Raw genomic sequence first — 12,022 nt, 5'->3', positions numbered from 1 at the left:
GCTCACCGGGTCCAGTAGGTGATGTTGCGAAAGCGGGCCTCGGCCCGGCCGGTGCCGTGGTGGTAGACGCCGTTCTTGAAGTGGCGGGTGGCGGGGCCCCGGTCCTCGGTGGTCAGCACCAACTCGTCGTCGAAATAGACCTTCACGCTGCCGGCCGAGGCATCGTGCGCGAGCTTGACGTTGAACCACGTGCCGTACGCGCCGGTCTTCAGGACCGTGCGGTCGAACGCCCGTACAGTGCCGCCGTTCGTGTTGTACACGTTGAGCATGAAGTCCGTGGCCGGTGTGCCGTCGGGGTGGATCACGCGGAGGATCTGCACGAAGGTCGCGCCGTTCGTGCCGGACGGGAGGTACACGTCGGCGTCCCACATGTGCCGGCCGGAGGTGTACTCCCGCTTCCAGCGCATCTCGGTGCGCGGGTCGGTGGAACTGCCCTGCGACAGGGGTTCGTCGGTGTCGTACACCCACATGCGGTGGACACCGCCGCTGTTGCTGTACCGGTCGCTCAGGTCCAGGTTCCAGGGCTTGTGCATGCTGTACGTGAACGCCGTCTTCGTCCAGCCGTCCGTGGGGGACGCGGCGGGGGCCGCGGGAGACGCCGAGGCTGTCGCCCGAGTCGTCGACCAGAGGGCGCCCGAGGCGAGTAAGCCGCCGGCCGCGAGAACCGTACGCCGCGATGGGGTCATGGGCATGCCAAATAACCTTCCCGGGTGAGATGTGCGATTCATCGGATCTATCTCCCGAGGGAGCGTAGGACTAGACCAGAAGTGCGTCAATGTTCAGGCCCAGACGAAGATAGATCCGATGTACGCCAACCCACTGCCCGGGCTACTCCAGTCGCGGACCGGGGTTGAACACCGGGTGATGGCTCTCCGGCGGAGCCAGATAGCTGACCGGCAGGCCTCCCGTGTCGATGACGATCTGGTCCACGGCTATCGCCGCATCGACCATGAAGATCCGCAGTTCGTGCTCGCCGGGCTCGGCGACGGTCACCGTGGCCGTGAGTCTCTCGACGCCGTCCTCCACGTTGCGGGCCCAGGCGTCGCCCCGGTTGCCGGTGGCGACGGACTGTCCCGACAGGACCGTCACCGGCTGGTCGTCGAGCGACACCGCCAGCCGCCGACGCCCCCGCTCGTCGAGCGACGGCAACCGGAAGACGGTGACCGGAAAGGTCCCCGTGCTGCTGAAGCGCACCCGGTACCTCAACTCCGGTGCCCGCGAGGCGAAGTCGGCGGTGATCGGCGCCGCCGTCGACGGCACCGCCTCCACCGCGCCGCTACGACGCCCCAGCCCGACCACGGTCCGCCAGCGGGCCCCGCCGCGCGCCACCCGGCGGTCGGTGTGTGCCGCGTCGATCGAGACGTACCCGTGCGCCTCGACGAACCCGCACCGCCGACGCCGAGCCCGTTCACCGTCGTTGCGCACCCTCAGCGGTACGTCGACCCGCTGTCCGGCGTTGGCGCCGGTGCCGCTCACGGTGACCGTCGCCTCGTACGATCCCTCGGGCACCCGGTCCCAGTCGATCTCCACCCACACCCTGGTCTGCTCGGTCAGGGAGCCGCCCGACTCGCTCAGCCGGACCCAGGGCTGACTGGTCTCGGCGGTCCAACCCATCTCCAGGAAGCCCGTGTTGAAGACGTCCAGAAATCGGCGGTCCCGGGTGCCGGAGAAGAAGGACAGCGGGCGGGCCGTCCCCGTCTCGTTGCCCTCCGCCGCCACCCCCAGGCCCGACGTCTCCTGGCGGGCGATCCTGGTGACCGCCGGGCGGCCCGGCGCCTTCGGGATCTGCGAGGGGTACGGGTTGACGATCCCGTCCCATTTTCCGCCCGCCACCTCGGTGTTGTAGCGCTTGGTGAGCGCCGCCTCCGTGGCATGGGCCGCCTCGGCGAGGTCCGCGAAGCGGTTCGTCCCGGCGCCGCGCCCCTGACGCCGGGCGAGCGCGTTACGGTCCGCCCAGTAGTACTTCAGGTTCATCAAGTAGGCGCCGTGCACGGGGTATTCGACCAGTTCGAAGTAGGCATCGCGGTAGGCCTCGGGCAGCTTGGCGCCCAAGGTCCTTGCCCGTTCCAGGAGTTGCTCGTAGGCGGTCATCCGGCGGCCCGCCTCGTCGCCGTGGTGGATCACGGAGAGCAGGCCGGGCGCTATGAACTCCGGGCGCAGTTCCGCCGCGAGACGGTGGTACTCGGTGCGGATCGCGGCGATCTCACGGCCGTGCCGTCGTCCGAACTGGCGGCCGGCCCATTCGACCAGGAAGTCCTCGACGTCGTCGGCGCCCCATCTGTCCACGTCCCAGGCGACGTCCATGGCGAAGGACAGCCCGTTCTCGATCGACTTGAGGTCACCCACGTTGAAGATCCACACACGGTCGGCGCCGTGCTCGTACACTCGGCGCAACTCCTGCCAGACCTTGGCCGGTTGGGTGGTGTCCAGCCACAGATAGCTCTTCGGGCGACCCCAGTAGGAGAGGTGGTAGTAGATGCCGTTGCCGCCCGCACGCCGTCGCTCCGCGTCGTTCGGCAGCTGGCGCATGTTGCCGTGGTTGTCGTCCGGCCAGATGAGCGTGACGTCGTCGGGTACCTGGACTCCCGCGTTGTAGAGGTCCAGCACCTCCTTGTACGGGATGAAGATCTGCGGCTCGGCGGCCGGCCCGACCTCCTCGGCCAGGATCCGCCGCTGGTCGGCGATGATGTCGTTCATCACCACGACCTTCTCGGGAATCGTCGTGGCGTACTTCGTCTCCAGCGCGCTGTCGTGCAGGCCGCGCATACCGAGGGTCCAACTGCTCTCGTAGGCGGCGTTCTGGCGGGCCCGGGCCCGCCAGTAGTCGGAGATGACAGCGGGGTTCACCGTGTAGTCGTACACCGGCGGGCTGCCGTCGGCGTTCAGGTGCTCCGCCGCCCACGGGTCCCATTCGTGCACGCCGTTGCGGAGCAGGGCCTCGGGGTGACTGGAGCCGACGACTATGCCGTAGTGCTCGGCCAGTTCGGGGTTCTCGCGGTACTTGTTGAAGAAGTCGGAGTACGGATGCATGGCCGGCCAGAGGTAGTTGGCCTTGAGGCGGAGGAGGAGCTCGAAGACGTGGCTGTAGGTCTCGGGGCCGATGTTCTTGTCCGGCTCCTGGGTCCGGTGGGACCAAGTGGTCAGGTTCTGCTCGTCGTTGATGAAGATGCCCCGGAAGCGGACCGACGGTTCACGGCGGGTGAAGGGTCCGGTCGGGACAGTCACCTCGTCCCGGTGCTCCACCGGCACGTCTGCCCACCAGTACCAGGGCGAGACCCCGATGCGTTCCGAGGTGTCGTAGATCCCGTAGATCGTGCCGCGCCGGTCGCTGCCCGCGATCACCAGGGCGCGGTCCACGCCCGGCAGCGGACGGTCGACCACCTGGGTGACCGACGCTTCCCAACTCCCCTTCACCCGGGCCACGTCCAGACGGCCCTGGGCGATGAGCCCGTCGATGACCGGGCTCGCGCCGATCGTGCCGACGAGGACGAGGTGGCCGGCCCGGTCGGGGACGGTGTGCAGGAGTTCCGGCCGTACGCCGCCGACCCGCTCGATGTCCGCCTGGAGGTCCCCGGCCGCGCGGATCACGGCGGGGTCGTCTGCCGCGTCCACGAAGACGCCGGTGGCCGACCCGCCCCGTAGCAGGGGGAATTCGGGGCTGCCGGTCCGAAGTGAGGGTGCGGCGTGGGCTGTTCCGGCGAGCAGCCCGGGGAGCAGTGGGGTCACTCCGGCGGCGGCCATGCCCCGCAGGAAGGACTTGCGGGTCCATGGCGTCGCCGGGGGTGGGATCTGCGGCCGAGGTGACGGGCTCTGGGATTCGTGGTGCGGCACGAGACGCTCCCTTTTCGCCCAGAGCCCCGCGCCGGCTCTTCGCACAGCCGGTCCGGAGAGCTGAGCGTATGAGTGGCTGTGAGCAGGCGAAAGGCGCGCTTGCCAACGATCCGTACGGATGAGCACGTTGGCATGGTCAGGCTAGAAAGCGCTTGCCATGCACCCTAGGTCAGCCCCGGCCCGAACGTCCATAACCCGGCGTCGTCCACAACCCGGTAACGTCCGGCGCCCCGCACGGACCACTCACCGTGCGGGGCGCCGGACGACGGACACGATTCGTGCCCACGGGAGTTGTTCAGACGTACTCCGTCGCCGCGTCCAGCAGCCAGTCCGTCAGATAGCCGGCGAAGGACGAGCGGACCAGCACCCAGAATCCGGCCCTGGCCTCGTCCCGGGCGACCAGTACCACCTGGGTGCGGCCCAGGGTCGTCTGGGCGCAGCGGCCGGGGCCGAAGGCACGCGGGTGGAGGTCCAGGGCGCAGCCGTGGGCCAGCAGGTCACGGGCTCGGGGGCCCGTGACGAGGAGCGTGGTGCGCTGGGCGGAGACGTCGACGACGGAGACCGGCTCGTCTCCGGCCGCCTCTCTGACACGGCTCTCCAGGTCCCGTTCGCCGCCGGGCGGGCCCACGAGCAGCCACTCGTCCGGGCCCAGCCACAGGGCGACCAACTCCCCGGCGTGGACGACGGTGTTGGGGGCGAGGGGCAGCGGGAGGTCCAGTGCGAGCCCGATGGCGTCCGCCGCCGCGCCCTTGGCGTCGAGGCGCACGTTGAGCTGGGTCAGGAAGGGGAGTTCCGCCAGCCGGATCGCACCCCCGGAGGCGCGGGTCGCGGCGGCCAGCCGACCGGCGGCGTCCGCCAGAGGTGACACCGGCGACAGGGCGGGCAGGGGGGACGGGGAGGACAAGGAGGGCCGGGCGGCGCTCAGGGTGGTGGTGTCAGCCATCTCGGCGGGCTCCCTCGGGGTCGTAGAGGACGGGGCTCGCGACGGTCACCGGGACCAGCCGGTCGCCCACGGGTGCGTACAGGCGTTCGCCGACGCGTTCCCGGCCGCCCTTGATCAGGGCGAGCGCGAAGGTCCGGCCGAGGGCCGCGCTGCGGTAGCTGGAGGTGACATGGCCGAGCATCGGCACGGGCGGCGCGGGCAGCTCGCTGTCGGCGACCAGCTGAGTGCCCTCGGGGAGGAACGTGCCTGGGTCGTCCGGGAGCAGGCCGACCAGCTGCTTGCGGTCGGGGCGGACGGCGTCGGCCCGGGCGTACGACCGCTTGCCGATGAAGTCGGGCTTCTTCTTCGACACCACCCAGCTCATGCCGAGGTCCTGCGGAGTGACGGTGCCGTCGGTGTCCTGGCCGATGATCGGGTAGCCCTTCTCGGCACGCAGGACGTGCATGGTCTCCGTGCCGTACGGGGTGATGCCGTAGGGGGCGCCGGCCTCGTACAGGGCGTCCCAGAGGGCGCGGGCCTCCCACGGGGACACGTTGATCTCGTAGGCCAGTTCGCCGGAGAAGCTGATCCGGCAGACCCGGGCGTCGATGCCCGCGACGAGCGTCTCGCGCCAGGCCATGAAGGGGAAGTCGGCGTTGTCCACGGCCAGTTGGGGGGCGAGGGAGCCGAGGACGTCCCGGGAGCGGGGGCCGACGAGAGCGACGGTGGCCCACTGTTCGGTGACGGAGGTGCAGTGGACGCGCAGGTCCGGCCACTCGGTCTGGGACCACTCCTCCATCCAGTCCAGTACGGCGGCTGCGTTGCCCGTCGTCGTGGTGACCAGGAAGCGGTCGGGGGCGAGGCGGATGACGGTTCCGTCGTCGAAGACCATGCCGTCCGGGCGGCACATCACGCCGTAGCGGATCATGCCGACCTTCAGGGTGCTCATCATGTTGGTGTAGAGCAGGTCGAGGAAGGCGCCCGCGTCCGGGCCCTGGACGTCGATCTTGCCGAGGGTGGAGGCGTCCATGAAGGCCACGCTGTCCCGGGCGGCGGCGCACTCGCGCAGAACGGCCGCCTCCATGTCCTCGCCGGCCCGCGGGTAGTACCAGGGGCGCTTCCACTGGCCGACGTTCTCGAAGAGCGCGCCGTGCTCGACGTGCCAGGCGTGCAGTGCGGTCGTCCGGACCGGGTCGTGCAGCGCGCCCCGGTCGCGGCCCGCGAGGGCGGCGAAGGAGACGGGCGTGTACGGCGGCCGGAACGTGGTCGTGCCGAGCGCCGAGATGTCGACGCCGAGCAGCGCGGCGACGATACCGCTGGCCAGTACGCCGGACGTCTTGCCCTGGTCGTTGGCGGTGCCCGCCGTCGTGTAGCGCTTGGTGTGCTCCACCGAGCGCATACCGGCGCCGGTCGCCCGGGCCAGGTCGTCCACGCTGACGTCACGCTGGAGGTCGACGAAGGAGTGTGTGTCGGAGGCGTCGGGGATGGCGTACACGTGCATGGGCGGGGTGGTGGGTGGCACGGCTGCCGGGGTGGGGAGGCGGGGTGCCTCGGGGGTGCAGCCCTCCGCCGCGAGTGCGCGGGAGGCCGCGTCCACGCCCTGGGCGAGGACCGAGGGCAGGTCCAGGGCCCCGGCCGCGCTGCCCGCGACCTCGACGGCCTGACGGCAGCTGTCGGGGACGAAGGTGCCGAGCGCGTTGTCGTAGCGGAGTTTGCCGCCCGCCTGGCTGAACAGGTGGGCGACCGGGTTCCAACCGCCCGAGACGAGGAGCAGGTCGGCGGCGAACTCCCGTCGGCCCGCGCCTCCGCCGGACTCCGTGGGCTCGCCCTCGTACGGGGCGACCCTTACGGCGGTCAGGCGCGTGTCGTTTGTCGCGGCGCGTGTCGTGACGCCCGTCGCGTCGGCTGTCGTACCGACCACGGCGTGGCCCGGCAGGACCTCGATGCCGGCGGCCCTCGCCCGCTCGGCCCACTCCCCCGGGTAGGGGCGGGTGTCGACGATCGCCGGCACGTCGACGCCTGCCTCGACGAGGTCGAGTGCGGCCGCGTACGCGCTGTCGTTCGTCGTGAACACGACCGCCCTGCGGCCGGGCAGGACGCCGTGACGGTTCACGTACGTACGCGCCGAGGCGGCCAGCATCACGCCGGGGCGGTCGTTGTCCGCGAAGGCCAGGGAGCGTTCGTGGGCGCCGGTCGCGAGGACGACCCGGCGGGCGCGGATACGCCAGACGCGCTCGCGGGAGACGTTGTCGGGGGCGGCGGCGCCGAGGTGGTTGGTGCGGCGTTCCACGGCTAGGAGGTGGTTGTCGTCGTAGTAGCCGAAGACCGTGGTGCGGGACAGGACCCGTACGTCGGGGGCCGCTTCGAGGCGGCCCGTGGTCTCCGCCACCCAGTCGAGGTGTTCGCCCGTGCCCAGGAGGCTGCCGCCCGGCTCCGGGCGGTCGTCGGCGAGGATGACGCGGGCGCCGGTGCGGGCGGCCGCGGCGGCTGCGGCGAGGCCTGCGGGGCCCGCGCCGACGATCAGCAGGTCGCAGTGGGCGTGTACGGCGTCGTAGCGGGCGGGGTCGGGTGTGGTGGCCAGGCGGCCCTGGCCGGGGAGGCTGGTTGCCACCAGGCCGTCGTACAGCTCCACGGTGGTGGCGGGGAGCATCGGCTCGGGGAACGGGGCCTCGATCTGGATGACGGCGTTGGGCTCTTCCGGGCCTGCGGAGAAGATGCCTCGGGGGCGGCCGAGTTTGATGCTGGTGCCTGCGTGGATGATGCCGTTGGCGAGGAGGGCGGAGGCGAGGGTGTCGCCTTGGTAGCCCTGGTATTCGGTGCCGTCGAAGGTGAAGGTGAGGGGGGCGTGGCGGTTTATGTGACCGCGGGTGGGGTGTCTGAACGGCTGGGACTTCTCCTCCCCCACCCCGCCCCTTCCCGAAAGTTCTGGGGGCTCTGCCCCCAGGCCCCCGGTCGGCCCTGAAGGGGCCTCGTCCTCAAGCGCCGGACGGGCTGAAAATGCCGCCGGCCGGGGCTGCGGAGTGGCGGCCGGGCGTTCCTCGCCCGACCGGTACACCGCCAGGATCTCGTTCGTCGCCGTGTTCCGGACCGCGTTGAACCAGCGGCGGCAGCCCGCCGCGTGGCTCCAGCGTTCGGCGAAGGGGCCCTTCGCGTTGTCGCGGAAGAACAGGTACCGGGCCCACTCCTCGTCGGTGAGTTCCGACGGGTTCTCCGGGTACGCCACATGGGCCGCGCCGCCGTAGTGGAACTCGGCCTCGTCGCGGGGCCCGCACCACGGGCAGGGGATGAGCAGCATGTCGTTCGGCTCCCTTGAGGATCCCTAGTGGGCCACCGCGGCCGCGCCGTGCTCGTCGACGAGCGCGCCGGTGGTGAAACGGTCGAGCGAGAAGGGGGCGTTGAGGGCGTGGGGGGCGTCGTGGGCGATCGTGTGCGCGAAGACCCAGCCGACGCCCGGGGTCGCCTTGAAACCCCCGGTCCCCCAGCCGCAGTTGAGGTACAGGTTGTCCACCGGGGTCAGCCCGACGATCGGCGACGCGTCCGGGCTCACGTCCACGATGCCGCCCCAGGTGCGCAGCACATGGGCCCGGGCGAACACCGGGAAGAGCTCCAGGGCCGCCGCCATCTGTTCCTCGATGATGTGGAACGCCCCGCGCTGCGTGTACGAGTTGTACGAGTCGATGCCCGCCCCCATCACCAACTCGCCCTTGTGCGCCTGGCTGACGTACACGTGCACGGCGTTGGACATCACGACCGTCGGGTGCACGGGTTCGAGGAGTTCGGAGACCAGTGCCTGCAACGGGTGGCTCTGGAGCGGGAGTTCGATGCCCGCCATCGCCGCCAGTACCGAGGTGTGGCCCGCCGAGCACAGCGCCACCTTGCCCGCCGCGATCGGACCCAGGGTCGTCCGGACCCCGACCACCCTGCCGCCGACCACGTCGAGGCCGGTCACCTCGCAGTTCTGGATGATGTCGATGCCCGCCGCGTCCGCCGAGCGCGCCAGGCCCCACGCCACGTGGTCGTGCTTGGCGATGCCCGCGCGCGGCTGGTAGGTGCCGCCCAGCACCGGATAACGCACGTCCGGTGAGGTGTTGACGATCGGGCAGACCTCCTTGACCCGGTCCGCGTCGAGCCACTCCGCGTCGACGCCGTTCAGGCGGTTCGCCTCCACCCGGCGCACACTGTCGCGGACGTCCTGGAGGCTGTGGGCGAGGTTCAGCACACCGCGCTGGGAGAAGAGGATGGGGTAGTCCAGCTCCTCCTCCAGTCCCTCCCACAGCTTCAGCGCGTGCTCGTAGATGCCGGCGCTCTCGTCCCACAGGTAGTTGGAGCGGATGATCGTGGTGTTGCGGGCCATGTTGCCGCCCGCCAGCCACCCCTTCTCCAGCACGGCGACGTTGGTGATGCCGTGGTTCTTCGCCAGGTAGTGCGCGGTGGCGAGCCCGTGTCCGCCGCCGCCCACGACGATCACGTCGTACGAACGCTTCGGCTCGGGCGTACGCCACAGCCAGTCGGGATGCTCCGGCAGCTCGGCGCCGGGGGTACGGGGGCTCATCGCGCTACTCCGTCTTCTGCGGTGAGTGGGCCGGGGGCCCTGAGCGGGACCGGCAAAGCCGGGTGCGGCTGGGCAGCGCCCTGTAGGGGCGCGGGGAACTGCGCGACCAGCCACGACGGCGCCGCAGCGGACCGACAACCCCCCGCCGCCCCTCCAGCGGATCGCCTACCCACGGAGGCGGGACATCGTCGGGTCGAACAGCGGTTCCTCGGCGACCACGGCCGCCACCCGCTCATCGAAATAGCCGATGTGCAACTCACGTCCAGGAGTCGATAGTTCAGCTGGCAGCCACGCGTACGCGATGCCCTTGCCGATCGTGTAGCCGTAGGCGGCGCTGGTGACATAGCCGACCGGCCGGTCACCCTCGTACACCGGTTCCTTGCCCATCACGACCGACCTCGGGTCCTCGATGGTCAGGCAGGTGAGCTTCCGGCGTACGTCGTCCTTACGGCGTTCCAGTGCCGCCCTGCCGACGAAGTCGCCCTTGTCGAGCTTCACGGCGAAGCCGACGCCGGCCTCGTACGGGTCGTGCTCGTACGTCATGTCGGTGCCGAAGGAGCGGTAACCCTTCTCCAGGCGGAGGCTGTTGAAGGCGCCCCGGCCCGCCGCGATGCCGCCGAGCGGCTGCGCCGCCTGCCACAGGGTGTCCCACAGCTTCTGGCCCTGGTCGGCGGTGGTGTAGAGCTCCCAGCCGAGTTCACCGACGTACGACAGGCGCATCGCCGTCACCGGGACGCTGCCGATGTAGGCGCGCTTGGCGCGGAAGTACTTCAGGCCCTCGTTCGAGAAGTCCTCGTCCGTCAGGGGCTGGAGGACCTTGCGGGCCAGCGGTCCCCACAGGCCGATACAGCAGGTCCCGGGGGTGATGTCACGGACCTGGACCGTGCCGTCGGCCGGGAGGTGGCGGGTGAACCAGTCGAGGTCGAGGTTGCCGTTGGCGCCGACCTGGAAGAGGTCGCGGCCCAGGCGGGCCACGGTGACATCGCTGCGGATGCCGCCGTCGTGGTCGAGGAGCAGGGTGTACGTCACCGAGCCGACCGACTTGGCGACCTTGCTGGTCGTCAGGCCTTCGAGGAAGTCACCGGCGCCGGGGCCGGTCACCTCAAGGCGCTTGAGTGCCGTCATGTCGTACATCGCGACCGTCTCGCGGGTTGCCTGGGCCTCCGCGCCGACGATCGGCGACCAGTACTGCGCCGCCCAGTCGTTCGGGGTGGGGACGGAACGGCCTTCCACCAAGGGCGCGTTGGCCTCGTACCAGTGCGGGCGCTCCCAGCCGTTCGCCTCCAGGAAGAAGGCGCCCAGTTCACGCTGGCGGGTGTGGAAGGGGCTGGTGCGGATCGGGCGCGGGTCCCCCGACGGCTGCAGCGGATGCAGGATGTCGTAGACCTCGACGAAGTTCTGGCAGTCACGGGCCAGGACGTACTCCGGGGAGAGCTGGTGCGGCTCGAAGCGGTTGAGGTCGCACTCGTGGAGGTCGAAGGACGAGCAGTGGCCGTCGACCAGCAGCTCGGCCATCGCCCGGCCCACGCCCGCCGAGTGCGTGACCCACACGGCCTCGGCGACCCAGAAGCCCTTGACGTCCTGGGACTCGCCCAGCAGCGGGAAGTTGTCGGTGGTGAAGGAGAACAGGCCGTTGATGCCCTCCTCGACCTTCGCGTCCTTCGTGGCGGGGAGGAGCGACTGGGTTTCCGTCCAGGCGGGCTCGAAGTCGTCCTCGGTGAACTTCAGGACCGAGGGCATTCCGCCGGCCGTGTCCGCCTCGCCGAACGAGAGGATGTCGTCGGCCGAGACCGGCATCGGACGGTGGCCGTAGTAGCCGATGCCGATGGCGTCGAAGCGGTCGCGGTAGTAGAGGTCGGCGTCCTGGTGGCGCAGGATCGGGCGGACCGCCTCCTCCGTCTGACCGGCGAGGGCGGGGACCGGGCCGGTCCAGGCCAGTTGGTGGGCCAGCGGGGTGAGGGGAAGGTTCAGGCCGGCCATGCGGGCGATCTTCGGGCCCCAGATGCCCGCGCAGCACACGACGATGTCGGCCGGGATCTCGCCCTGGTCCGTGACGACGCCGGTGACGCGGCCGTCCGTCTGCCGCACGTCGAGTACCTCGTGCCGGGGCAGGAAGGTCACGCCTCGTTCGGTGGCCCGGCGGATCTGGGCCTCCACGGCGAGGACGGCCTTCGCCAGGCCGTCCGTGGGGACCAGGAGGCCGCCCAGGACCCGGTCGGGGTTCAGCAGCGGGTGCTGCTCCGCGCACTCCTCGGCGGTCAGCAGGCGGGACTCGACGCCCCAGGCGGTGATCCAGCCGTGGCGGCGGTGCAGTTCGGTGAGGCGCTCGGGGGTCGTGGCCACTTCGAGGCCGCCGACCTGGAGGAAGCAGGGCTGTCCGTCGACGTCCAGGGAGCAGAACTTCTCGACGGTGTAGCGGGCCAGTTCGGTCATCGTCTTGGACGAGTTCGTCTGGAAGACCAGGCCGGGCGCGTGCGACGACGAGCCTCCGGTGGCGGGCAGCGGGCCCTGGTCGACCACGGTCACTTCGGTCCAGCCTCGTGCGGAGATCTCGTCCGCGAGTGCCGCGCCAACGACGCCCGCTCCGATGATGACCACTCGGGGTCCCGCCATCGCCGCACCTCCGGTTCAGTTGCTTTGTACGCAACATGATTCAGGTTGCGCAACTCAATGTGCCTGCCGTGCAGGTGGGTGTCAAGAGGTTCTCGCCCCCGCCG

At 70.6% G+C, this 12,022-nt stretch carries 6 protein-coding genes; all 6 read right to left on the bottom strand.

Annotated elements, in window-relative coordinates; translation table 11 throughout:
- Nucleotides 1-2: 2 nt before the first annotated feature.
- The 6 genes from PV734_RS44825 to PV734_RS44800 all read right to left on the bottom strand — a co-directional run bounded on the left by PV734_RS44825 (nt 3) and on the right by PV734_RS44800 (nt 11,918).
- Nucleotides 3-692, bottom strand: a complete 690-nt coding sequence (locus tag PV734_RS44825; RefSeq protein ID WP_319294998.1) for a polysaccharide lyase family 7 protein — start codon at nt 690-692, stop codon at nt 3-5.
- A 136-nt stretch (nt 693-828) separates the two neighbouring features.
- Nucleotides 829-3,741, bottom strand: coding sequence for a glycosyl hydrolase 115 family protein (locus PV734_RS44820; protein ID WP_319295015.1), 2,913 nt, complete (start codon nt 3,739-3,741; stop codon nt 829-831).
- A gap of 385 nt (nt 3,742-4,126) precedes the next feature.
- Nucleotides 4,127-4,774, bottom strand: coding sequence for a sarcosine oxidase subunit gamma (locus tag PV734_RS44815; RefSeq protein WP_319090072.1), 648 nt, complete (start codon nt 4,772-4,774; stop codon nt 4,127-4,129).
- The gene (locus PV734_RS44810; RefSeq protein ID WP_319090073.1) at nt 4,767-8,048 is read right to left on the bottom strand and encodes a sarcosine oxidase subunit delta family protein; all 3,282 of its coding nucleotides are present in this window, start codon (nt 8,046-8,048) and stop codon (nt 4,767-4,769) included. The genes PV734_RS44815 and PV734_RS44810 overlap by 8 nt, the downstream gene beginning before the upstream one ends.
- 24 nt (nt 8,049-8,072) lie before the next feature.
- The gene (locus PV734_RS44805) at nt 8,073-9,305 is read right to left on the bottom strand and encodes a sarcosine oxidase subunit beta family protein (protein ID WP_319090074.1); all 1,233 of its coding nucleotides are present in this window, start codon (nt 9,303-9,305) and stop codon (nt 8,073-8,075) included.
- Between the two features lie 165 nt (nt 9,306-9,470).
- A complete protein-coding gene (locus PV734_RS44800) occupies nt 9,471-11,918 on the bottom strand; it encodes an FAD-dependent oxidoreductase (RefSeq protein ID WP_319090075.1) in 2,448 nt (815 codons plus the stop codon).
- Nucleotides 11,919-12,022: the final 104 nt, after the last annotated feature.

Source organism: Streptomyces sp. AK08-02, from assembly GCF_033795085.1.
Taxonomy (GTDB): domain Bacteria; phylum Actinomycetota; class Actinomycetes; order Streptomycetales; family Streptomycetaceae; genus Streptomyces; species Streptomyces echiniscabiei.
Note: the sequence above shows the minus strand (reverse complement) of the source record. Positions and strands in the feature narration are given on the sequence as shown.

Coding starts and splice junctions, on each gene's coding strand:
- PV734_RS44825 (WP_319294998.1), bottom strand. CDS start 692: ATGCCCATGACCCCATCGCGGCGTACGGTTCTCGCGGCCGGCGGCTTA.
- PV734_RS44820 (WP_319295015.1), bottom strand. CDS start 3,741: ATGGCCGCCGCCGGAGTGACCCCACTGCTCCCCGGGCTGCTCGCCGGA.
- PV734_RS44815 (WP_319090072.1), bottom strand. CDS start 4,774: ATGGCTGACACCACCACCCTGAGCGCCGCCCGGCCCTCCTTGTCCTCC.
- PV734_RS44810 (WP_319090073.1), bottom strand. CDS start 8,048: ATGCTGCTCATCCCCTGCCCGTGGTGCGGGCCCCGCGACGAGGCCGAG.
- PV734_RS44805 (WP_319090074.1), bottom strand. CDS start 9,305: ATGAGCCCCCGTACCCCCGGCGCCGAGCTGCCGGAGCATCCCGACTGG.
- PV734_RS44800 (WP_319090075.1), bottom strand. CDS start 11,918: ATGGCGGGACCCCGAGTGGTCATCATCGGAGCGGGCGTCGTTGGCGCG.